The sequence below is a fragment of the Streptomyces oryzae genome (assembly GCF_017676365.1).
Taxonomy (GTDB): Bacteria; Actinomycetota; Actinomycetes; order Streptomycetales; family Streptomycetaceae; genus Streptomyces; species Streptomyces oryzae.
The window spans coordinates 1-20,932 of record NZ_JADKMA010000061.1 but is presented as its reverse complement, the minus strand read 5'-3'; the positions used below and the strand labels follow the sequence as shown (position 1 = coordinate 20,932).

At 67.7% G+C, this 20,932-nt stretch carries 34 protein-coding genes; 33 read left to right on the top strand and 1 reads right to left on the bottom strand.

Features of this window, described 5'->3' with window-relative positions; translation table 11 throughout:
* Positions 1 to 290: 290 nt before the first annotated feature.
* The 32 genes from rpsJ (at position 291) to truA (ending at position 18,339) form a co-directional block, all read left to right on the top strand.
* Complete coding sequence (gene rpsJ / locus ITI46_RS14300; RefSeq protein ID WP_016473429.1) at positions 291 to 599, top strand: 30S ribosomal protein S10; 309 nt, start codon at positions 291 to 293, stop codon at positions 597 to 599.
* 14 nt (positions 600 to 613) lie between these two features.
* Positions 614 to 1,258: a 50S ribosomal protein L3 gene (gene rplC / locus ITI46_RS14295; RefSeq protein WP_209239903.1), complete on the top strand. Its 645-nt coding sequence runs from the start codon at positions 614 to 616 to the stop codon at positions 1,256 to 1,258.
* A gap of 7 nt (positions 1,259 to 1,265) precedes the next feature.
* Positions 1,266 to 1,913, top strand: a complete 648-nt coding sequence (gene rplD / locus ITI46_RS14290; protein WP_209239902.1) for a 50S ribosomal protein L4 — start codon at positions 1,266 to 1,268, stop codon at positions 1,911 to 1,913.
* Positions 1,913 to 2,335 (top strand): 50S ribosomal protein L23, encoded by a 423-nt coding sequence (rplW, locus tag ITI46_RS14285; RefSeq protein WP_209239901.1) that lies wholly within the window; start codon positions 1,913 to 1,915, stop codon positions 2,333 to 2,335. The genes rplD and rplW overlap by 1 nt, the downstream gene beginning before the upstream one ends.
* Positions 2,336 to 2,382: 47 nt before the next feature.
* Positions 2,383 to 3,219, top strand: coding sequence for a 50S ribosomal protein L2 (gene rplB, locus ITI46_RS14280; protein ID WP_099883473.1), 837 nt, complete (start codon positions 2,383 to 2,385; stop codon positions 3,217 to 3,219).
* Between the two features lie 14 nt (positions 3,220 to 3,233).
* On the top strand, positions 3,234 to 3,515 hold the full coding sequence (gene rpsS, locus ITI46_RS14275) for a 30S ribosomal protein S19 (protein ID WP_030883866.1): 282 nt from the start codon (positions 3,234 to 3,236) through the stop codon (positions 3,513 to 3,515).
* Between the two features lie 43 nt (positions 3,516 to 3,558).
* Positions 3,559 to 3,906, top strand: a complete 348-nt coding sequence (rplV, locus tag ITI46_RS14270) for a 50S ribosomal protein L22 (RefSeq protein ID WP_099883475.1) — start codon at positions 3,559 to 3,561, stop codon at positions 3,904 to 3,906.
* On the top strand, positions 3,906 to 4,736 hold the full coding sequence (rpsC, locus tag ITI46_RS14265; protein WP_209239900.1) for a 30S ribosomal protein S3: 831 nt from the start codon (positions 3,906 to 3,908) through the stop codon (positions 4,734 to 4,736). The genes rplV and rpsC overlap by 1 nt, the downstream gene beginning before the upstream one ends.
* A gap of 3 nt (positions 4,737 to 4,739) precedes the next feature.
* Positions 4,740 to 5,159: a 50S ribosomal protein L16 gene (rplP, locus tag ITI46_RS14260; RefSeq protein ID WP_099883477.1), complete on the top strand. Its 420-nt coding sequence runs from the start codon at positions 4,740 to 4,742 to the stop codon at positions 5,157 to 5,159.
* Positions 5,159 to 5,383 carry a 50S ribosomal protein L29 gene (gene rpmC / locus ITI46_RS14255; protein WP_016473420.1) on the top strand — a complete coding sequence of 75 codons (225 nt, stop codon included), beginning with the start codon at positions 5,159 to 5,161 and terminating at the stop codon, positions 5,381 to 5,383. The genes rplP and rpmC overlap by 1 nt, the downstream gene beginning before the upstream one ends.
* Positions 5,383 to 5,667 (top strand): 30S ribosomal protein S17, encoded by a 285-nt coding sequence (rpsQ, locus tag ITI46_RS14250; protein ID WP_099883478.1) that lies wholly within the window; start codon positions 5,383 to 5,385, stop codon positions 5,665 to 5,667. The genes rpmC and rpsQ overlap by 1 nt, the downstream gene beginning before the upstream one ends.
* A gap of 99 nt (positions 5,668 to 5,766) precedes the next feature.
* Positions 5,767 to 6,135: a 50S ribosomal protein L14 gene (gene rplN, locus ITI46_RS14245; RefSeq protein WP_019354942.1), complete on the top strand. Its 369-nt coding sequence runs from the start codon at positions 5,767 to 5,769 to the stop codon at positions 6,133 to 6,135.
* Between the two features lie 2 nt (positions 6,136 to 6,137).
* Entirely contained in the window at positions 6,138 to 6,461 is a 324-nt protein-coding gene (gene rplX, locus ITI46_RS14240) for a 50S ribosomal protein L24 (protein WP_209239899.1), read from the top strand.
* Entirely contained in the window at positions 6,461 to 7,024 is a 564-nt protein-coding gene (gene rplE, locus ITI46_RS14235) for a 50S ribosomal protein L5 (RefSeq protein WP_099883480.1), read from the top strand. Before rplX ends, rplE begins: the two co-directional genes overlap by 1 nt.
* Before the next feature lie 2 nt (positions 7,025 to 7,026).
* Positions 7,027 to 7,212: a type Z 30S ribosomal protein S14 gene (locus ITI46_RS14230; protein WP_027738922.1), complete on the top strand. Its 186-nt coding sequence runs from the start codon at positions 7,027 to 7,029 to the stop codon at positions 7,210 to 7,212.
* Between the two features lie 167 nt (positions 7,213 to 7,379).
* A complete protein-coding gene (gene rpsH / locus ITI46_RS14225) occupies positions 7,380 to 7,778 on the top strand; it encodes a 30S ribosomal protein S8 (protein ID WP_209239898.1) in 399 nt (132 codons plus the stop codon).
* A 23-nt stretch (positions 7,779 to 7,801) separates the two neighbouring features.
* Positions 7,802 to 8,341 (top strand): 50S ribosomal protein L6, encoded by a 540-nt coding sequence (gene rplF, locus ITI46_RS14220; protein WP_209239897.1) that lies wholly within the window; start codon positions 7,802 to 7,804, stop codon positions 8,339 to 8,341.
* Between the two features lie 3 nt (positions 8,342 to 8,344).
* A complete protein-coding gene (gene rplR, locus ITI46_RS14215; RefSeq protein ID WP_209239896.1) occupies positions 8,345 to 8,728 on the top strand; it encodes a 50S ribosomal protein L18 in 384 nt (127 codons plus the stop codon).
* Positions 8,729 to 8,772: 44 nt separating this feature from the next.
* On the top strand, positions 8,773 to 9,375 hold the full coding sequence (gene rpsE / locus ITI46_RS14210) for a 30S ribosomal protein S5 (RefSeq protein ID WP_027738926.1): 603 nt from the start codon (positions 8,773 to 8,775) through the stop codon (positions 9,373 to 9,375).
* Positions 9,375 to 9,557 (top strand): 50S ribosomal protein L30, encoded by a 183-nt coding sequence (gene rpmD, locus ITI46_RS14205; RefSeq protein WP_209239895.1) that lies wholly within the window; start codon positions 9,375 to 9,377, stop codon positions 9,555 to 9,557. The genes rpsE and rpmD overlap by 1 nt, the downstream gene beginning before the upstream one ends.
* A gap of 1 nt (position 9,558) precedes the next feature.
* On the top strand, positions 9,559 to 10,023 hold the full coding sequence (gene rplO / locus ITI46_RS14200) for a 50S ribosomal protein L15 (protein ID WP_209239894.1): 465 nt from the start codon (positions 9,559 to 9,561) through the stop codon (positions 10,021 to 10,023).
* A gap of 183 nt (positions 10,024 to 10,206) precedes the next feature.
* Positions 10,207 to 11,520, top strand: a complete 1,314-nt coding sequence (secY, locus tag ITI46_RS14195; protein ID WP_209239893.1) for a preprotein translocase subunit SecY — start codon at positions 10,207 to 10,209, stop codon at positions 11,518 to 11,520.
* Positions 11,520 to 12,170: an adenylate kinase gene (locus tag ITI46_RS14190; protein WP_209239892.1), complete on the top strand. Its 651-nt coding sequence runs from the start codon at positions 11,520 to 11,522 to the stop codon at positions 12,168 to 12,170. Before secY ends, ITI46_RS14190 begins: the two co-directional genes overlap by 1 nt.
* 248 nt (positions 12,171 to 12,418) lie before the next feature.
* Entirely contained in the window at positions 12,419 to 13,255 is an 837-nt protein-coding gene (gene map, locus ITI46_RS14185; RefSeq protein ID WP_209239891.1) for a type I methionyl aminopeptidase, read from the top strand.
* Between the two features lie 189 nt (positions 13,256 to 13,444).
* Positions 13,445 to 13,666: a translation initiation factor IF-1 gene (gene infA, locus ITI46_RS14180; RefSeq protein WP_003948620.1), complete on the top strand. Its 222-nt coding sequence runs from the start codon at positions 13,445 to 13,447 to the stop codon at positions 13,664 to 13,666.
* Between the two features lie 65 nt (positions 13,667 to 13,731).
* A complete protein-coding gene (gene rpmJ / locus ITI46_RS14175) occupies positions 13,732 to 13,845 on the top strand; it encodes a 50S ribosomal protein L36 (protein WP_009740505.1) in 114 nt (37 codons plus the stop codon).
* 175 nt (positions 13,846 to 14,020) lie between these two features.
* The gene (gene rpsM, locus ITI46_RS14170; protein WP_209239890.1) at positions 14,021 to 14,401 is read left to right on the top strand and encodes a 30S ribosomal protein S13; all 381 of its coding nucleotides are present in this window, start codon (positions 14,021 to 14,023) and stop codon (positions 14,399 to 14,401) included.
* Between the two features lie 67 nt (positions 14,402 to 14,468).
* Positions 14,469 to 14,873 (top strand): 30S ribosomal protein S11, encoded by a 405-nt coding sequence (rpsK, locus tag ITI46_RS14165; protein WP_016473404.1) that lies wholly within the window; start codon positions 14,469 to 14,471, stop codon positions 14,871 to 14,873.
* A 25-nt stretch (positions 14,874 to 14,898) separates the two neighbouring features.
* A complete protein-coding gene (gene rpsD, locus ITI46_RS14160) occupies positions 14,899 to 15,525 on the top strand; it encodes a 30S ribosomal protein S4 (protein ID WP_209239889.1) in 627 nt (208 codons plus the stop codon).
* Between the two features lie 275 nt (positions 15,526 to 15,800).
* Entirely contained in the window at positions 15,801 to 16,823 is a 1,023-nt protein-coding gene (locus ITI46_RS14155; RefSeq protein WP_030883950.1) for a DNA-directed RNA polymerase subunit alpha, read from the top strand.
* A gap of 119 nt (positions 16,824 to 16,942) precedes the next feature.
* On the top strand, positions 16,943 to 17,446 hold the full coding sequence (rplQ, locus tag ITI46_RS14150; protein WP_209239888.1) for a 50S ribosomal protein L17: 504 nt from the start codon (positions 16,943 to 16,945) through the stop codon (positions 17,444 to 17,446).
* A 62-nt stretch (positions 17,447 to 17,508) separates the two neighbouring features.
* Positions 17,509 to 18,339, top strand: a complete 831-nt coding sequence (gene truA, locus ITI46_RS14145) for a tRNA pseudouridine(38-40) synthase TruA (protein ID WP_209239887.1) — start codon at positions 17,509 to 17,511, stop codon at positions 18,337 to 18,339.
* Positions 18,340 to 18,376: 37 nt separating this feature from the next.
* On the opposite strand, the gene ITI46_RS14140 is transcribed toward truA, so the two are convergent.
* Positions 18,377 to 19,264, bottom strand: coding sequence for a hypothetical protein (locus ITI46_RS14140; RefSeq protein ID WP_209239886.1), 888 nt, complete (start codon positions 19,262 to 19,264; stop codon positions 18,377 to 18,379).
* 65 nt (positions 19,265 to 19,329) lie between these two features.
* Between ITI46_RS14140 and ITI46_RS14135 the strand changes: the two genes are divergently transcribed.
* The coding region (locus ITI46_RS14135) for an ABC-F family ATP-binding cassette domain-containing protein (RefSeq protein WP_209239885.1) at positions 19,330 to 20,932 on the top strand (1,603 nt) is incomplete at its 3' end.

Sequence of the window (20,932 nt, the reverse complement as noted above, 5' to 3'; positions counted from 1 at the left end):
AGGACCGGAAGCGAGTCCCAGGTATTCGTCGCCCCTCATCAGGGGCGGAAGTACGGGAATCTTCCGGGAAGCGTAGGAGGGGCTTCCAGCCAGGCACCCGGTGGGTTTCCTCCCCCCGGCTTCTCCTCTTACGGAACCCCTGAGGTCCGCCACGGTCCTGAGGGGGCGCACTTTTGTGCGTCCGCATGAGAAGGAAGCCGACACGCCCGACCGCGTGGGTCGGGTAGTGGGCGAAGGCAGGAAATCAACGGGGTCCAGAGCGTTACGAGAGACAGGACTACGAAGTAGCCATGGCGGGACAGAAGATCCGCATCAGGCTCAAGGCCTACGACCACGAGGTCATCGACAACTCGGCGAAGAAGATCGTCGAGACGGTGACGCGTACTGGCGCGTCGGTCGCAGGCCCGGTGCCGCTGCCCACAGAGAAGAACGTGTACTGCGTCATCAAGTCGCCGCACAAGTACAAGGACTCGCGCGAGCACTTCGAGATGCGCACCCACAAGCGTCTGATCGACATCCTCGACCCGACTCCCAAGACCGTTGACTCGCTGATGCGCCTGGACCTGCCGGCCGGCGTCGACATCGAGATCAAGCTCTGAGGGGTGTCGTAGAGATGACCAAGCAGATCAAGGGCGTCCTGGGCGAGAAGCTCGGCATGACCCAGGTCTGGGACGACAACAACCGCGTTGTCCCCGTGACCGTCGTCAAGGCCGGGCCGAACGTCGTGACCCAGGTCCGCACCGCAGACAAGGACGGCTACGAGGCCGTCCAGATCGCCTTCGGCGAGATCGACCCGCGCAAGGTGAACAAGCCCCTCAAGGGCCACTTCGCCAAGGCCGACGTCACCCCCCGCCGCCACCTGGTGGAGATCCGCACCTCCGACGCGTCCGAGTACACCCTCGGCCAGGAGCTGAACGCGGACACCTTCGAGGCCGGCGTCAAGGTGGATGTGACCGGCAAGTCGAAGGGCAAGGGCTTCGCCGGCGGGATGAAGCGCCACGGCTTCCACGGCGGCAAGGCTTCGCACGGTGCCCACCGCGTGCACCGCAAGCCGGGCGCCATCGGTGGCTGCGCCACCCCGGGCCGGGTCTTCAAGGGCACCCGCATGGCCGGCCGGATGGGCAACGAGCGGGTCACCACCCAGAACCTGACCGTCCACGCCGTTGACGCGGAGAAGGGCCTGCTGCTCATCAAGGGCGCAGTCCCCGGTCCGAACGGCGGCCTCGTCCTGGTCCGTACCGCGGCCAAGGGGGCCTGAGGAACCGATGAGCACCATTGACATCCTTTCGCCGGCCGGCGACAAGACCGGGACCGTCGAGCTCCCCGCGGAGATCTTCGACGCGCAGGTCAGCGTTCCGCTGATCCACCAGGTCGTCGTCGCCCAGCTGGCCGCGGCCCGCCAGGGCACGCACAAGACCAAGACCCGCGGCGAGGTCCGCGGCGGCGGCAAGAAGCCGTACCGCCAGAAGGGCACCGGACGCGCCCGCCAGGGCTCGACCCGTGCGCCGCAGTTCGCCGGCGGTGGCGTCGTGCACGGCCCCGTGCCGCGCGACTACTCGCAGCGGACCCCGAAGAAGATGAAGGCCGCCGCGCTGCGCGGTGCCCTCTCCGACCGGGCCCGCCACGGCCGCGTCCACGTCGTGTCCGGCGTGGTCGAGGGCGACATCTCGACGAAGGCCGCCAAGAGCCTGTTCGGCAGGATCAGCGAGCGGAAGAACCTGCTGCTGGTCGCCGAGCGCAGCGACGAGGCCGCCTGGCTGTCCGCCCGCAACCTGCCCCAGGTGCACATCCTGGAGCCGGGCCAGCTCAACACCTACGACGTGCTCGTCTCGGACGACGTGGTCTTCACCAAGGCCGCGCTCGAGTCCTTCGTTGCTGGCCCGCAGGCCCACACCGAAGGGAGCGACGCCTGATGGCTACGCGACACCCGAGCATTGCCTCCAAGGCAGCGAAGGCCGCGAAGGCCGCCCGCGTCGCCAAGGCCGCCCGCAGGGCTGCCGAAGGTCCGGGCCCGGTCGCGCCGGCCGACCCGAGCAAGACCTTCTCCGACCCGCGCGACCTGCTGCTGCGGCCGGTCGTCTCGGAGAAGAGCTACGCGCTGCTGGACGAGAACAAGTACACGTTCATCGTCGACCCGCGTGCGAACAAGACCCAGATCAAGCAGGCCGTCGAAGAGGTCTTCTCGGTCAAGGTCGCCGGGGTCAACACGATCAACCGCCAGGGCAAGCGCAAGCGCACCCGCACCGGTTACGGCAAGCGCGCCGACACCAAGCGCGCCATCGTGACCCTTGTCGAGGGCGACCGAATCGACATCTTCGGCGGCCCGGCCTCCTGACGGGGGCCAGGTCGTTCAGAAGTCCTGAATCTTCCGAGGACTGAGAAATGGGTATCCGCAAGTACAAGCCGACGACTCCGGGCCGTCGCGGCTCATCCGTCGCCGACTTCGTCGAGATCACGCGGGACACGCCGGAGAAGTCGCTGGTCCGCCCGCTGCACAGCAAGGGCGGCCGTAACAACGCCGGTCGTGTGACTGCACGTCACCAGGGTGGTGGCCACAAGCGCGCCTACCGCGTGATCGACTTCCGTCGGCACGACAAGGACGGCGTGCCGGCGAAGGTCGCGCACATCGAGTACGACCCGAACCGCACCGCGCGCATCGCGCTGCTGCACTACGTGGACGGCGAGAAGCGCTACATCCTCGCCCCGCGCGGCATTCAGCAGGGCGACCGCGTCGAGAACGGCCAGGGCGCCGACATCAAGCCCGGCAACAACCTGCCGCTGCGCTACATCCCCGTCGGTACCACGATCCACGCGATCGAGCTGAAGCCGGGCGGCGGCGCCAAGTTCGCCCGCTCCGCCGGTGCTTCGGTGCAGCTGCTGGCGAAGGAGGGCCGGATGGCCCACCTGCGTATGCCGTCCGGTGAGATCCGGCTGGTCGACGTCCGCTGCCGCGCCACCGTCGGCGAGGTCGGCAACGCCGAGCAGTCGAACATCAACTGGGGCAAGGCCGGCCGGATGCGCTGGAAGGGCGTCCGCCCGACCGTCCGCGGTGTGGTCATGAACCCGATCGACCACCCGCACGGTGGTGGTGAGGGCCGTACCTCCGGTGGCCGCCACCCGGTCTCGCCGTGGGGTCAGAAGGAGGGCCGTACGCGCTCGCCGAAGAAGGCCAGCAACAAGTACATCGTCCGCCGCCGCAAGACGAACAAGAAGCGCTAGGAGGCGGGTTTTAGATGCCGCGCAGTCTCAAGAAGGGGCCCTTCGTCGACGACCACCTTGCCAAGAAGGTGGACTCCCAGAACGACGCGGGCACTAAGAACGTCATCAAGACCTGGTCTCGCCGCTCGATGATCGTCCCGGCCATGCTGGGCCACACGATCGCGGTGCACGACGGCCGCAAGCACGTCCCGGTGTTCGTCACCGAGTCGATGGTCGGCCACAAGCTCGGCGAGTTCGCGCCGACCCGCACCTTCCGCGGCCACGTCAAGGACGACCGCAAGTCGCGTCGTCGCTGACGGGCGGGGTGTGTAGATCATGACTGACACCGAAGGGACAACCATGGAAGCCAGGGCCTCAGCGCGCTATGTGCGCGTCACGCCCATGAAGGCCCGCCGGGTGGTGGACCTTGTCCGTGGCATGAACGCCACGGAGGCTCAGGCGGTCCTGCGTTTCGCCCCGCAGGCCGCGAGCGTGCCGGTGGGCAAGGTGCTCGACAGCGCCATCGCCAACGCCGCGCACAACTACGACCACACGGACGTCGACAGCCTCTACATCTCCGAGGCCTACGTCGACGAGGGCCCGACCCTGAAGCGGTTCCGGCCGCGCGCCCAGGGCCGCGCCTACCGGATCCGTAAGCGGACGAGCCACATCACCGTGGTCGTGAGCAGCAAGGAAGGAACCCGGTAATGGGCCAGAAGGTAAACCCGCACGGGTTCCGGCTCGGCGTCACCACCGACTTCAAGTCGCGCTGGTATGCCGACAAGCTCTACAAGGACTACGTCAAGGAAGACGTCTCGATCCGCCGCATGCTCACCCAGGGCATGGAGCGGGCGGGCATCTCCAAGGTGGAGATCGAGCGCACGCGTGACCGCGTCCGCGTCGACGTCCACACCGCCCGTCCGGGCATCGTCATCGGCCGCCGCGGCGCCGAGGCGGACCGGCTGCGCGGCAACCTGGAGAAGCTCACCGGCAAGCAGATCCAGTTCAACATCCTCGAGGTGAAGAACCCCGAGACGGACGCGCAGCTCGTCGCCCAGGCGGTCGCCGAGCAGCTGTCCTCCCGGGTCTCCTTCCGCCGCGCCATGCGCAAGAGCATGCAGACGGCGATGAAGGCCGGTGCCAAGGGCATCAAGATCCAGTGCGGCGGCCGTCTCGGCGGTGCCGAGATGTCGCGCTCGGAGTTCTACCGCGAGGGCCGGGTTCCGCTGCACACGCTGCGCGCCAACGTCGACTACGGCTTCTTCGAGGCCCGTACGACCTTCGGCCGCATCGGCGTGAAGGTGTGGATCTACAAGGGCGACGTCAAGAACATCGCCGAGGTGCGCGCCGAGAACGCCGCGGCCCGCGCGGGCAACCGCCCGTCGCGTGGCGGCAACGACCGTCCCCGTGGGCGGGGCGGCGAGCGCCGCGGCCGCAAGCCGCAGCAGGGCCAGGGTGGCGCCGAGACTCCGAAGCCGGAGTCCGCCGCGCCCGCCGGTGCCGCTGCCGAGCCGAGCGCTTCAGGAAAGGAGAGCTGACCCATGCTGATCCCGCGCAGGGTCAAGCACCGCAAGCAGCACCACCCGAAGCGCACGGGTATGGCCAAGGGCGGTACCGAGGTCGCGTTCGGTGAGTACGGCATCCAGGCTGTGACCGGTGCCTACGTGACGAACCGGCAGATCGAGGCCGCTCGTATCTCCATGACCCGTCACATCAAGCGTGGCGGCAAGGTGTGGATCAACATCTACCCGGACCGCCCGCTGACCAAGAAGCCCGCCGAGACCCGCATGGGTTCCGGTAAGGGTTCGCCGGAGTGGTGGGTCGCGAACGTCAAGCCGGGGCGCGTGATGTTCGAGCTGTCCTACCCGAACGAGAAGATTGCTCGTGAGGCGCTCACCCGCGCTGCTCACAAGCTTCCGATGAAGTGCCGCATCGTGCGGCGCGAGGCAGGTGACGCGTGATGGCGGCCGGAACCAAGGCGTCCGAGCTGCGCGAGCTGGGCGACGAGGAGCTTGTCTCCAAGCTCCGCGAAGCCAAGGAAGAGCTGTTCAACCTCCGCTTCCAGGCGGCGACCGGGCAGCTCGAGAACCACGGCCGGCTCAAGGCCGTCCGCAAGGACATCGCCCGGATCTACACCCTGATGCGTGAGCGTGAGCTGGGCATCGAGACGGTGGAGAGCGCCTGATGAGCGAGACGAATGTGACCCAGAAGAACACTGAGCGCGGCTTCCGCAAGACCCGGCAGGGTCTTGTCGTCAGCGACAAGATGGACAAGACCGTCGTCGTCGCCGTCGAGGACCGCGTCACGCACGCGCTGTACGGCAAGGTCATCCGCCGTACGAACAAGCTCAAGGCGCACGACGAGCAGAACGCTGCCGGTGTCGGCGACCGCGTCCTCCTGATGGAGACCCGGCCGTTGTCCGCCACCAAGCGCTGGCGCATCGTCGAGATCCTCGAGAAGGCCAAGTAACTCCTTCGAGCCCGTCCTGGGCTCAAAGGTTCGTTCCGCCAGGCTCGGCAGGGATCGTCAGATCCCTGCCGGGAACCGGCAGACATACAGGAGATAGACGTGATCCAGCAGGAGTCCCGGCTTCGCGTCGCCGACAACACGGGTGCGAAGGAAATTCTCACCATCCGTGTGCTCGGCGGCTCGGGCCGGCGCTACGCGGGCATCGGTGACGTCGTCGTCGCTACCGTCAAGGACGCGATCCCCGGCGGGAACGTGAAGAAGGGCGACATCGTCAAGGCCGTCATCGTGCGCACCGTCAAGGAGCGCCGCCGCCCGGACGGCTCGTACATCCGGTTCGACGAAAACGCCGCCGTCATCCTCAAGAACGACGGCGACCCTCGCGGCACCCGCATCTTCGGTCCCGTGGGCCGCGAGCTGCGCGAGAAGAAGTTCATGAAGATCATCTCGCTCGCGCCGGAGGTGCTGTGACCATGAAGATCAAGAAGGGCGACCTGGTTCAGGTCATCACCGGCAAGGACAAGGGCAAGCAGGGCAAGGTCATCGTGGCCTACCCGCGCGAGGACCGGGTCCTGGTCGAGGGTGTCAACCGGGTCAAGAAGCACACCAAGGCCGGTCAGACGGCCCGCGGTTCGAAGACCGGCGGCATCGTGACGACCGAGGCCCCGATCCACGTCAGCAACGTTCAGCTGGTCGTGGAGAAGGACGGCAAGAAGGTCGTGACCCGCGTCGGATACCGCTTCGACGACGAAGGCAACAAGATCCGCGTTGCCAAGCGGACCGGTGAGGACATCTGATGACTGCCACCACCACCGAGGCCCCCCGCCTCAAGCAGCGCTACCGCGCCGAGATCCAGGGCAAGCTGCAGGACGAGTTCTCCTACGACAACGTCATGCGGATCCCCGGTCTGACCAAGATCGTGGTCAACATGGGTGTGGGCGACGCCGCCCGCGACTCCAAGCTGATCGAGGGTGCCATCAAGGACCTCGCCACGATCACCGGCCAGAAGCCCGCCGTCACCAAGGCCCGGAAGTCCATCGCGCAGTTCAAACTGCGTGAGGGGCAGCCGATCGGCGCCCACGTGACGCTGCGCGGCGACCGGATGTGGGAGTTCCTGGACCGCCTGCTGTCCCTCGCACTGCCGCGTATCCGCGACTTCCGCGGTCTGTCGCCCAAGCAGTTCGACGGCAGGGGCAACTACACCTTCGGTCTCACGGAGCAGGTCATGTTCCACGAGATCGACCAGGACAAGATCGACCGGGTCCGGGGCATGGACATCACCGTGGTCACCACGGCGACCAACGACGACGAGGGTCGTGCCCTGCTTCGTCACCTCGGCTTCCCGTTCAAGGAGAACTGATCATGGCGAAGAAGGCTCTGATCTCGAAGGCCAGCCGGAAGCCGAAGTTCTCGGTGCGTGCTTACACACGCTGCCAGCGCTGCGGCCGTCCGCACTCCGTCTACCGCAAGTTCGGCCTGTGCCGCGTGTGCCTTCGCCAGATGGCGCACCGTGGCGAGCTGCCGGGCGTGACCAAGAGCTCCTGGTAATCCCTTAGGGGACTAGCTGGGACTCTCGGTAAGCTGAAAAGTCGCTTACTACGCCGTAGGTCCCCCGCGACGCACCCGTCCCGTCGTCGGCCTGTTCCGGGCCGGCGGACGGGGAGAGGGACGACGCATACAGGGAAACCCCGGCGAGAGAGGCCGAAGGCCATCACATGACCATGACCGATCCCATCGCAGACATGCTGACGCGTCTGCGTAACGCGAACTCGGCGTACCACGACACCGTGGAGATGCCGCACAGCAAGATCAAGTCGCACATCGCGGAGATCCTCCAGCAGGAGGGCTACATCACCGGCTGGAAGACCGAGGACGCCAAGGTCGGCAAGAACCTCGTTCTCGAGCTGAAGTTCGGCCCGAACCGCGAGCGCTCGATCGCCGGCATCAAGCGGATCTCGAAGCCGGGTCTGCGGGTCTACGCAAAGTCCACCAACCTGCCGAAGGTGCTCGGCGGCCTGGGCGTGGCGATCATCTCCACGTCGCACGGTCTGCTGACCGACAAGCAGGCGCAGAAGAAGGGCGTGGGTGGGGAAGTCCTCGCCTACGTCTGGTAACGGAAGGGAACGGAGGTAAAGCAATGTCGCGTATCGGCAAGCTCCCCATCCAGGTTCCCGCCGGTGTGGACGTCACCATCGATGGCCAGACGGTCGCGGTGAAGGGCCCCAAGGGTTCCCTCTCGCACACCGTTGCCGCGCCCATCGAGATCGCCAAGGGCGAGGACGGCGCGCTCGTCGTCACCCGTCCGAACGACGAGAGCCGGAACAGGGCCCTGCACGGTCTGTCCCGCACGCTGGTGGCGAACATGATCACTGGCGTGACCGAGGGGTTCAGCAAGAACCTCGAGATCAGCGGTGTCGGCTACCGCGTCCAGGCCAAGGGCTCCAACCTGGAGTTCTCGCTTGGCTACAGCCACCCGATCCTGGTGGAGGCCCCCGACGGGATCTCCTTCAAGGTCGAGTCCCCGACCAAGTTCACGGTCGAGGGCATCGACAAGCAGCGGGTCGGCGAGGTCGCCGCGAAGATCCGCAAGCTGCGGAAGCCCGACCCCTACAAGGCCAAGGGCGTGAAGTACGCCGGCGAGGTCATCCGCCGCAAGGTCGGAAAGGCTGGTAAGTAAGCCATGGCATACGGCGTGAAGATCGCCAAGGGCGACGCCTACAAGCGCGCCGCCACCAAGCGCCGTCACATCCGCATCCGCAAGAAGGTCTCGGGCACCCCCGAGCGCCCCCGTCTTGTGGTGACGCGCACCAACCGCGGGATCACTGCACAGGTGATCGACGACATCGCGGGCCACACGCTGGCCTCGGCGTCGCACCTGGACAGCTCGGTCCGCGGTGGTGAGGGTGACAAGAGCGCCCAGGCCAAGCAGGTCGGCGCACTGGTCGCCGAGCGCGCCAAGGCCGCGGGCATCGAGGCCGTCGTGTTCGACCGCGGTGGCAACAAGTACGCAGGGCGGATTGCCGCTCTGGCTGACGCCGCCCGCGAGGCCGGGCTCAAGTTCTGAGCCCCGGTTCCGTGAGCTAGCGGACAAAGAGAGAGGTAATTCCAATGGCTGGACCCCAGCGCCGCGGTGGCGGCGCCGGTGGCGGCGAGCGGCGGGACCGTAAGGGCCGGGACGGCGGCGCTGCCGCCGAGAAGACCGCGTACGTTGAGCGCGTCGTCGCGATCAACCGCGTCGCCAAGGTTGTGAAGGGTGGTCGTCGCTTCAGCTTCACCGCGCTGGTCGTGGTGGGCGACGGTGACGGCACCGTGGGTGTCGGATACGGCAAGGCCAAGGAGGTGCCGGCCGCCATCGCCAAGGGCGTTGAGGAGGCCAAGAAGCACTTCTTCAAGGTCCCGCGGATCCAGGGCACCATTCCGCACCCGATCCAGGGTGAGGAGGCCGCGGGTGTCGTGCTGCTCAAGCCGGCCTCGCCCGGTACCGGTGTGATCGCCGGTGGCCCGGTGCGTGCCGTGCTGGAGTGCGCGGGCATCCACGACGTGCTGAGCAAGTCGCTCGGCTCGGCCAACCCGATCAACATCGTGCACGCCACGGTGGCCGCTCTGCGCGGGCTGCAGCGCCCGGAGGAGATCGCGGCCCGTCGTGGTCTGCCGCTCGAGGACGTGGCACCCGCCGCTCTGCTGCGGGCGCGTGCAGGGGTGAGCGCGTAATGGCTCGCCTGAAGATCACGCAGACCCGTTCCGTTATCGGGACCAAGCAGAACCACCGTGACACGCTGCGGACCCTCGGTCTCAAGCGCGTCAACGATGTGACCGTCCGCGAGGCCAGCGACATCGTTCGCGGTCAGGTGCACACCGTGCGCCACCTCGTGACGGTCGAGGAGGTCGACTGAGATGGCTGACTCTCAGGGCGAAAACCCGCTGAAGGTGCACAACCTGCGTCCTGCCCCGGGTGCCAAGACCGCCAAGACCCGCGTGGGTCGTGGTGAGGCGTCCAAGGGCAAGACCGCGGGTCGTGGCACCAAGGGCACCAAGGCCCGGTACCAGGTTCCGGAGCGCTTCGAGGGCGGGCAGATGCCGCTGCACATGCGGCTGCCCAAGCTCAAGGGCTTCAACAACCCAGCGCACAAGCAGTTCCAGGTGGTGAACCTGGAGAAGCTGGCCGCGCTCTACCCCGAGGGTGGCGAGGTCACGGTGGCCGATCTGGTCGCCAAGGGCGCTGTGCGCAAGAACGAGCTGGTCAAGGTGCTCGGTGACGGCGACATCTCGGTGGCGCTGACGGTGACCGTCGACAAGGTCTCCGGCTCCGCCAAGGAGAAGATCACCGCTGCCGGCGGCACCGTCACCGAACTCCTCTGAGTTCGTTGACCAGGTGAACGACAGGCCGGGGATGTCCCAACGGGACATCCCCGGTTGGTCGTTTGCACAGCTGGTCGTTTCTCGGTGGTGCACTGGCCGGTAAGGTGGCACCACGTTGATAACTGTCGATCCTCAAGACCGTCACCTCTCGCGCCACTGATCGCGGGGGGCGCAGGAGGCACCGTGCTCACCGCGTTCGCCCGGGCGTTCCAGACGCCCGACCTGCGCAAGAAGCTGCTCTTCACGCTCGGCATCATGGTGCTCTTCCGCATCGGAGCGCACGTTCCCGTGCCGGGCGTCAGCTACGAGAACGTCCAAGCCTGTATGGACGAGGCCAAGGGCGCGCAGGGCCTGTTCGGCCTGGTCAACATGTTCAGCGGTGGCGCGCTGCTCCAGATCACCATCTTCGCGCTCGGGATCATGCCGTACATCACGGCGAGCATCATCCTGCAGCTGCTGGTCGTGGTCATTCCGCGGCTGGAGGCGCTGAAGAAGGAGGGGCAGGCCGGACAGGCGAAAATCACGCAGTACACGCGCTATCTGACCGTCGCGCTGGCCATTCTCCAGGCCACCGGACTGGTCGCCACCGCACGCAGCGGCAGCCTCTTCCAGGGCTGCAGCGTCGGCACCCAGATCGTGCCGGACCAGTCCATCTTCGCCACGGTCGTGATGGTCATCACGATGACGGCCGGCACCGGCCTGATCATGTGGCTGGGCGAGCTGATCACCGACCGCGGTATCGGCAACGGCATGTCGATCCTGATGTTCGTCTCCATCGCGGCCGGATTCCCCGGCGCGCTGTGGGCCATCAAGAAGCAGGGCAAGCTGGCGGACGGCTGGATCGAGTTCGGCGCCGTCATCCTCTGCGGACTTGCGATGGTCGCCCTCGTGGTCTTCGTGGAGCAGGCGCAGCGCCGTATTCCGGTGCAGTACGCGAAGCGGATGATCGGCCGGCGGAGTTATGGCGGAACGTCGACCTACATTCCGCTCAAGGTCAATCAGGCGGGTGTGATTCCCGTCATCTTCGCGTCGTCGCTGCTCTACATTCCGGCCCTGATCGTTCAGTTCAGCGGCTCCCAGGCGGGCTGGGCGCAGTGGATTCAGGCCCACTTCGTGAAGGGTGACCACCCTCTTTACATCGCGACCTACTTCCTGCTGATTGTCTTTTTCGCCTTCTTCTACGTGGCCATCTCCTTCAACCCCGAAGAAGTTGCCGACAACATGAAGAAGTATGGTGGCTTCATCCCGGGCATCCGGGCTGGTCGTCCCACAGCGGAGTACCTGAGCTACGTGCTGAACCGCATCACGTGGCCCGGCTCTCTGTACCTGGGTCTGATCGCACTGGTGCCGACCGTCGCGCTGATCATGTTCAACGCCAACCAGAACTTCCCGTTCGGCGGAACGAGCATCCTGATCATCGTGGGCGTCGGTCTCGAGACCGTGAAGCAGATCGAGAGCCAGCTTCAGCAGCGCCATTACGAAGGGTTCCTCCGCTGATGCGTATCGTCCTCGTCGGGCCCCCTGGTGCGGGCAAGGGAACACAGGCGGCGTTCCTCGCCAAGAACCTCGCGATCCCTCACATCGCCACCGGCGACCTCTTCCGCGCCAACATCAGCCAGGGCACCCCGCTCGGGCAGAAGGCGCAGGAGTACATGCGGGCCGGCCAGCTGGTGCCCGACGAGGTGACCATCGGGATGGCCAGGAGCCGGATGGAGGAGCCCGACGCCGCGGCGGGGTTCCTGCTCGACGGCTTCCCGCGGAACATCGCCCAGGCCCAGGCGCTGGACGGCTATCTGGACGAGACCGGCCAGAAGCTGGACGCGGTGCTGGACCTGGAGGTCCCCGAGGACGAGGTCGTCAAGCGGATCGCCGGGCGGCGGATCTGCCGGAACGACAGCAGCCATGTGTTCCACGTCGAGTACAGCCCGGCCAGGACCGAGGGCGTCTGCGACGTATGCGGCGGCGAGCTGTACCAGCGGGAGGACGACCGCGAGGAGACCGTGCGCAAGCGGCTGGAGGTCTACCACAGTGAGACCGAGCCGATCATCGACCACTACAAGGCGCAGGGGCTGGTGACGACGATCTCCGCGCTGGGTGCGGTGAGTGAAGTCACGGAGCGCGCGATGCGGGCGCTTTCCGCGGAGTAGTCGAATGTCGGGGTTCGCCCCTCGACCCTGGGGGCCGGGCTGACGCCCGGCCCCTTCTCGTATCCGGCCTCCGTGACAGGGTGCGCGCTGCTCACGGGCTGCCCCTTGAGGTGCGTTGCAGTCTGCGGGTGCTCGCGGCCGCTCGCGCAGTTCCCCGCGCCCCTGAGGGGGCGCCCTCACAGTCGGTCCTCGCCGCAGGGGCTGGCAGACTGGTGGGGGCAACCAGTCAGCGGAGAGGCAGAGGCGGCATGGTGGAGATCAAAACCCCGGAGCAGATCGCGAAGATGCGCGAGGCGGGGCTGGTCGTCGCCGCGATGCATGAGGCGTGCGCCGAGGCCGCAGTGCCCGGCGCGACGACCAAGGACCTGGACGAGGTCGCGGCGAAGGTGCTGGCCGACCACGGGGCGAAGCCGAACTTCCTCGGCTACGGCGGCTTCCCCGGCAACATCTGCACCTCCGTGAACGATGTCGTCGTCCACGGCATCCCCAGCAAGGACACCGTCCTCAAGGCCGGTGACCTGCTGTCCATCGACGCCGGGGCGATCATCGACGGCTGGCACGGGGACGCGGCGCTGACCGTCTTCGTGGGCGAGGGCCACTCCGCCGAGCTGCACGAGCTCAGCCGGGTGACGCGGGAGTCGATGTGGGCCGGGATCGCCGCCATGCGCAAGGGCAACCGGCTGGTGGACATCTCCAAGGCCATCGAGAGCTACATCCGGCGGCAGCCGCGCCCGGCGGGCGGCAAGTACGGGATCATCGAGGACTACGGCGGCCATGGGATCGGCTCCCAGATGCACATGGACCCCCACCTGCTGAACTACGTCGAGCGGCGGCGGGGCAGGGGCCCGAAGCTGGTGCCGGGGATGTGCCTGGCCATCGAGCCGATGGTGAGCCTGGGCACGCCCCGTACGCACGTGCTGTCGGACGACTGGACCGTCAAGACGAACGACGGCACCTGGTCCTCGCACTGGGAGCACTCGGTCGCGCTGACCGAGCAGGGCCCGCTGGTGCTGACCGCGCGGGACGGCGGCCGGGCCAAGCTCGCGGAGCTCGGCATCGAGGCGGCGCCGGACCCGCTGGGCTGAATCCGGCACCGATACGCCCTCGATCCGGGCCCGGCGGATTAACCCTGTCGCGGGACGGGGAGACTCCCCGGATTCGTCTATTCGGGAGCGGTGTCGTAGACTGGCTCGTCGGCCCAGGTGTACCCGTATGCCAGTCGGAGAAACCAGGGCCTCCCAGGTAGCCGATCCCGGAAGGTGAAGCGCTCAAGCATGGCCAAAAAACAAGGGGCCATCGAGATCGAGGGCACCGTCGTCGAGTCTCTCCCGAACGCGATGTTCAAGGTTGAGCTCCAGAACGGGCACCAGGTCCTCGCGCACATCAGCGGCAAGATGCGGATGCACTACATCCGTATCCTTCCCGACGACCGGGTCGTGGTGGAGCTGTCTCCCTACGACCTGACGCGCGGACGGATCGTCTACCGCTACAAGTAGATCGACAGATCGTGCCGGCTTCCCGCTCCCGTGGGGAGATGGCCAGACCCGGAGAACCTCACACCATGAAGGTCAAGCCGAGCGTCAAGAAGATCTGCGACAAGTGCAAGGTGATCCGCCGCCACGGCCGGGTCATGGTCATTTGCGAGAACCTGCGCCACAAGCAGCGCCAGGGCTGACTTAACGACCTGCCTTTCGCAGTTCCTTCGCGCGACGCGAGCAACAGTTGCATAAGCAGGGCCCGACACCGCCCACGGTGTCGACACCCCCGGTCGGAGGCCGGGGACCTGTCCCCTTCGGGAACGGGAGCGGCACTGCTTCAGACCTCCGACGGAATCATCAGGAGCCACATCCATGGCACGCCTCGCTGGCGTCGACCTCCCGCGCGAGAAGCGCGTCGAGGTCGCCCTCACCTACGTCTTCGGCATCGGCCGCACCCTTGCCCAGCAGACCCTGCGCGAGACCGGGGTCAACCCGGACACCCGCGTCCGGGACCTGGGCGAGGAGGAGCTGGTCAAGCTCCGCGAGTACGTGGACAACAACCTTCGGGTCGAGGGTGACCTCCGCCGTGAGATCCAGGCCGACATCCGCCGCAAGGTGGAGATCGGCTGCTACGAGGGTCTGCGCCACCGGCGCGGCCTCCCGGTCCACGGCCAGCGCACCAAGACCAACGCCCGCACCCGTAAGGGCCCGCGTCGCGCCATCGCCGGCAAGAAGAAGCCGGGCAAGAAGTAGTCCGCACCGGACACGCTGCAAGCGGTCCGCGTAGTAGGACCGACCACCTCACGGGAGTTATCTCTATATGCCTCCGAAGGGCCGTACGGCCGGCGCCAAGAAGGTGCGCCGCAAGGAGAAGAAGAACGTCGCCCACGGGCACGCTCACATCAAGAGCACGTTCAACAACACCATCGTTTCGATCACCGACCCCACCGGCAATGTGATCTCCTGGGCCTCGGCCGGCCACGTCGGCTTCAAGGGCTCGCGGAAGTCGACGCCGTTCGCCGCGCAGATGGCCGCCGAGAACGCGGCGCGCCGCGCGCAGGAGCACGGCATGCGCAAGGTGGACGTCTTCGTCAAGGGTCCCGGCTCCGGCCGTGAGACCGCGATCCGCTCCCTCCAGGCCACCGGCCTCGAGGTCGGCTCCATCCAGGACGTCACCCCCACCCCGCACAACGGCTGCCGCCCGCCGAAGCGTCGCCGGGTCTGAAACTGAAGTAGGAGATCACAGAACTATGGCGCGTTACACCGGGGCCGACTGCAAGCGTTGCCGTCGGGAGAAGCAGAAGCTCTTCCTCAAGGGAGCTAAGTGCGAGAGCGCGAAGTGCCCGATCGAGATCCGTCCTTACCCCCCGGGTGAGCACGGGCGCGGGCGCACCAAGGACTCCGAGTACCTGCTGCAGAAGCGCGAGAAGCAGAAGGCCGCCCGTATCTACGGCGTGCTGGAGAAGCAGTTCCGCGGGTACTTCAACGAGGCCAATCGCCAGCAGGGCAAGACGGGTGAGAACCTGCTGCGCATTCTGGAGACCCGTCTGGACAACGTGGTGTACCGGGCCGGCTTCGCCAAGTCCCGTGACCACGCACGTCAGCTGGTCAAGCACGGCCACATCGCGCTGAACGGTCGCAAGACCGACATTCCCTCGGCGCGGGTGTCCGTCAACGACATCGTCGAGGTCCGTGAGTCCTCCCGTAACCTGACCCCCTTCCAGGTGGCGGCTGCGGAGGCCGGCGAGAAGACCGTTCCGGCGTGGCTGGAGGCCATCCCGTCGAAGATGCGGATCCTCGTCCACTCGCTGCCCGAGCGCCAGGTGATCGACACCCAGGTGCAGGAGCAGCTGATTGTGGAGCTGTACTCGAAGTAATCGGGTGCGGCTTCCGGCTCCGGTGTCCGGCCTGCGGCCGCGCCTCGTGTGCGGCTTGGGGTCCGGGGATCGCTCCCCGGGGTGTTGCAGCATCGACACCCAGGTGCAGGAGCAGCTGATCGTCGAGCTGTACTCGAAGTAATCGGGTCCGGCTCCGGGCTCAGTGCCCGGAAAGTGGGTGCGGGGCGGTCTCGGCTGTGTTTCGGCCGGGCCGCCCGTACCCTTGCAGTACCGGCATCAAATAGCGGTTGCCGAAGACTGGAGGAACACATCCCATGCTGATCGCTCAGCGCCCTTCCCTGACCGAAGAGGTCGTCGACGAGTTCCGCTCCCGGTTCGTGATCGAACCGCTGGAGCCGGGGTTCGGCTACACCCTCGGTAACTCCCTGCGTCGTACGCTCCTCTCCTCGATCCCCGGCGCTGCTGTGACCAGCATCCGGATCGACGGTGTCCTGCACGAGTTCTCGACCGTGCCGGGCGTCAAGGAGGACGTCACCGACCTGATCCTCAACATCAAGTCCCTCGTCGTCTCCTCCGAGCACGACGAGCCGGTCGTGATGTACCTGCGCAAGCAGGGCCCGGGCCTGGTCACCGCTGCGGACATCGCGCCGCCGGCCGGTGTCGAGGTGCACAACCCGGACCTGGTCCTGGCCACCCTGAACGGCAAGGGCAAGCTGGAGATGGAGCTGACCGTCGAGCGCGGTCGCGGCTATGTCTCCGCCGTGCAGAACAAGCAGGTGGGCCAGGAGATCGGCCGGATCCCGGTCGACTCCATCTACTCGCCGGTTCTCAAGGTCACCTACAAGGTCGAGGCGACCCGTGTCGAGCAGCGCACCGACTTCGACAAGCTGATCGTCGACGTCGAGACCAAGCAGGCCATGCGGCCGCGTGACGCCATGGCGTCCGCGGGCAAGACGCTGGTCGAGCTGTTCGGCCTGGCGCGCGAGCTCAATGTCGACGCCGAGGGCATCGACATGGGCCCGTCGCCGACGGACGCCGCGCTCGCGGCGGACCTGGCGCTGCCGATCGAGGAGCTGGAGCTCACCGTTCGGTCGTACAACTGCCTCAAGCGTGAGGGCATCCACTCCGTGGGCGAGCTCGTGGCCCGCTCCGAGGCGGACCTGCTGGACATCCGCAACTTCGGTGCGAAGTCCATCGACGAGGTGAAGGCGAAGCTGGCCGGTATGGGCCTGGCGCTGAAGGACTCGCCTCCCGGGTTCGACCCGACGGCTGCGGCTGACGCCTTCGGCGCCGAGGACGACGCGGACGCCGGGTTCGTGGAGACCGAGCAGTACTGAGCACGTCCTGAACGGTGGGGGCTCCGACCGGAGCCCCCATAACCCCCGGTACCTGATACGGCCGGGACTGCCGCCGGTGCCTGGTACGGCCGGTGCAGTGACAACGAAGGAGAGACACCATGCCGAAGCCCACCAAGGGTCCCCGTCTGGGCGGCAGCGCCGCGCACCAGAAGGCGATGCTGGGCAACCTGGCGACCGCGCTGTTCGAGCACGGCCGCATCACGACGACCGAGGCGAAGGCCCGCCGCCTGCGTCCGGTCGCCGAGCGTCTGATCACCAAGGCGAAGAAGGGCGACCTTCACAACCGCCGCCAGGTCATGCGCACGATCCTGGACAAGAGCGTCGTCCACACGCTCTTCACCGAGATCGGCCCGCGGTACGAGAACCGTCCCGGTGGCTACACCCGCATCACCAAGATCGGCCCCCGTCGTGGCGACAACGCCCCGATGGCGGTCATCGAGCTGGTGGAGCCGCTGACGGTGCAGCAGCAGGCGGTCGGCGAGGCCGAGGCCGCGACCAAGCGCTCCGCCAAGGACGCCGCTGGTGACGAGGCCGCTGCCGGCCTGAAGAAGGACGCCGAGGAGTCCAAGGAGTCCGCCGAGGGCGAGTCCGAGGAAGCCTGAACCGGCAAATTGAGCGGGCCCGCCCCATCGGGGTGGGCCCGCTCCGCTTTGGAGGGTGTCGCATGGTGCGGATTCGGCTGGACCTGGCCTACGACGGGCGGGAGTTCTCCGGGTGGGCGCGGCAGCGCGGGCAGCGCACGGTCCAGGGTGAGATCGAGGACGCGCTGCGGGTGGTGCTGCGGCGGGACGAGACGCCCGAGCTGACCGTCGCGGGGCGTACCGACGCCGGGGTGCACGCGCGGGGGCAGGTCGCCCATGTGGATCTGCCTCACGAGGTGTGGGCCGAACACGGCGAGCACCTGCTGCGCCGGCTGGCGGGGCGGCTGCCGATGGACGTACGGGTGTGGCGTTTGAGCGAGGCCCCGGCCCACTTCGACGCCCGCTTCTCCGCGGTCTGGCGCCGCTACGCGTACCGCGTCACGGACCACCCCGGCGGTGTCGACCCGCTGCTGCGCGGCCATGTGCTGTGGCACAACTGGCCGCTGGACGTCGACGCCATGAACGAGGCGGCGCGGGGGCTGCTGGGGGAGCACGACTTCGCGGCGTACTGCAAGAAGCGCGAGGGTGCGACGACGATCCGTACGCTCCAGCGGCTGGAGTGGGCGCGCCGCCCGGACGGTGTGCTGGAGGCGACGGTGCAGGCGGACGCGTTCTGCCACAACATGGTCCGCTCCCTGGTGGGTGCCATGCTCTTCGTCGGCGACGGCCACCGGCCGCCGGAGTGGCCCGCGAAGGTGCTGGCCGCGGGGGTGCGGGACTCCGCCGTCCATGTCGTACGCCCCCACGGCCTCACTCTGGAAGAGGTCGCCTACCCCGCGGACCACGAGCTGGAGGCCCGAAATCTGGCCTCCCGCAACAAGCGGACGCTGCCGCCGCTGCCGGGGTGCTGCTGAGGGTGCTCCGAGCTCCCGAAGGGCACGGGCAACTGCGCTACTTCGCCGCCGCCTCCGACTGGTCCTTGCCGCGCTTCAGAACGCGTGCATAGGCGTAGTTGGAGCCGTCCAACGCCGTCTGCTGGGCCTTCTTGTCGCTCGCGCCGGAAGCCTGGCCGTTGGTGCGGCCGGCGATCGTGAAGTAGGCGTAGCGGCCGAGGGAGTTGGCGGTGGTGCGGCAGGTGACGGTGCGGCAGAAGTCGGGTACGCCGTCGCCGGGGAGAGCGACCAGGTTGGGCTGGTACTCCTTTTTGACCTTCTCGGCCGTCTTGGCGTCCTTGAAGACGGCGATGCCGACCGTGACGGCGAGGCCGTCCCTGGTGTAGGTCGCGCGGTAGAGGGCCGTGCAGTTGTTGCGGGTCAGCACCGGGCCCAGGCCCGCGTGTGCGGCCTCGGCGCAGTTCTTGGCGGTGGCGGACTTCGCCAGCTTGTAGGGGCGCCCGTTGATGGTGACGCGCTTGGTGGGGTAGAGCGTCTTCGCGCTGAGCGGCGCCTTGTCCCGCTTGGCGTCCGAGATGAAGTCCCGGGGCGGCGGCGGGGGCGGCGGCTCGTCCTTGAAGGTGGGCTTGGGATCGTCGTCGGGCGGGACGCTCTCGGAGGAGGGCAGGGAGTCCGAGGGCTTGTCGGAGGCGCCCTTGGAGCCGTCCTCGTTGACGACGGCCACCGCGACGATGCCCGCGACGGCAGCGGTGGCCAGCGCCCCGCCGCCCGCCATCAGCCAGCGGCGGCGCCGGGCGCGGCTGCGTTCGGCCTGTTCGGCGAGTGCTGCCCAGTCGGGTCCTGAACCCCCGGGGCCGCCGGAGTTCCAGCCCCCGGGGTTACCACCGGGGTTCCAGTCGGGTCCGCCTTGGGAACCCCACCCGGGTCCCCCCTGCCCAAAGCTCATGAGCGCATCTTATTGCGCCGGATATTCAGTTGGCTCTCGCGTCTTCGGAACGTGACGATTGCGGAATGGGACACGTCGAAGCCGCGCATCTGGAGTTCTGCCTGCCCGACGGAAGAGTGCTCTTCGACGATGTGTCGCTGCGGGTCGGCGAGGGCGCCTCGGTGGCACTGGTGGGCGCGAACGGAGCGGGCAAGACGACGCTGCTGCGGCTGATCGCGGGGGAGTTGAAACCGGACGGCGGCACGGTGACGGTCAGCGGCGGGCTCGGCGTGATGCCGCAGTTCGTGGGCAGCGTGCGGGACGAGAGCACGGTGCGGGACCTGCTGGTCGCGGTGGCGCATCCGCGCATCCGGGCGGCGGCCCGGGCGGTGGACGACGCCGAGTACGCGGTCATGACCGTCGACGACGAGGCCGCGCAGCTGCAGTACGCGCAGGCGCTCGCCGACTGGGCGGAGGCGCGCGGGTACGAGGCGGAGACGCTGTGGGACATGTGTACGGTCGCCGCGCTGGGCGTCCCGTACGAGAAGGCACAGTGGCGGCAGGTGCGCACTCTTTCGGGTGGTGAGCAGAAGAGGCTCGTACTGGAGTCCTTGCTGCGCGGCACGGACGAGGTACTGCTGCTGGACGAGCCGGACAACTATCTGGACGTGCCCGGCAAGCGGTGGCTGGAGGAGCGGCTGCGCGAGACGAACAAGACGGTGCTGTTCATCTCCCACGACCGCGAGCTGCTGGCCCGCTCCGCCGACCGGATCGTCAGCGTGGAGCCGGGCGCCGCGGGCAGCGATGTGTGGGTGCACGGCGGCGGCTTCGCTACGTACCACGAGGCGCGCAAGGAGCGGTTCGCGCGCTTCGAGGAGCTGCGGCGGCGCTGGGACGAGGAGCACGCGAAGCTCAAGCGGCTGGTCGCGATGTACAAGCAGAAGGCCGCCTTCAACTCCGACATGGCCTCCCGGCTCCAGGCCGCCCGCACCCGGCTGCAGAAGTTCGAGGAGGCGGGCCCGCCGCTGGAGCCCCCGCGCGAGCAGGACATCCGGATGCGGCTGCGCGGTGGCCGTACGGGGGTACGGGCGATCACCTGCCAGGGCCTGGAGCTGACGGGGCTGATGCGCCCCTTCGACCTGGAGGTCTTCTACGGGGAGCGGGTCGCGGTGCTCGGCTCGAACGGGTCCGGCAAGTCGCACTTCCTGCGGCTGCTGTCGGGCGGCGAGGTCCCCCACACGGGGGACTGGAAGCTGGGCGCCCGCGTCACTCCCGGCCACTTCGCGCAGACACACTCCCACCCCGAGCTGGAGGGCCGCACCCTCCTGGACATCCTCTGGAAGGAGCACTCCCACGACCGCGGCGCCGCGATGCCTGCACTGCGCCGCTACGAACTGACCCAGCAGGCCCAGCTCCCCTTCGACCGCCTCTCCGGCGGCCAACAGGCCCGCTTCCAGATCCTGCTGCTGGAGCTGGCCGGGGCGACGGCGTTGTTGTTGGACGAGCCGACGGACAACTTGGATTTGGAGTCGGCGGAGGCGTTGCAGGAGGGGTTGGAGGCGTTTGAGGGGACGGTGGTTGCGGTGACGCATGACCGCTGGTTCGCGCGCGCTTTTGACCGCTTCCTTGTCTTCGGTGCGGATGGGCGGGTGCGGGAGGTTCCGGAGCCGGTGTGGGGTGAGGGGCGGG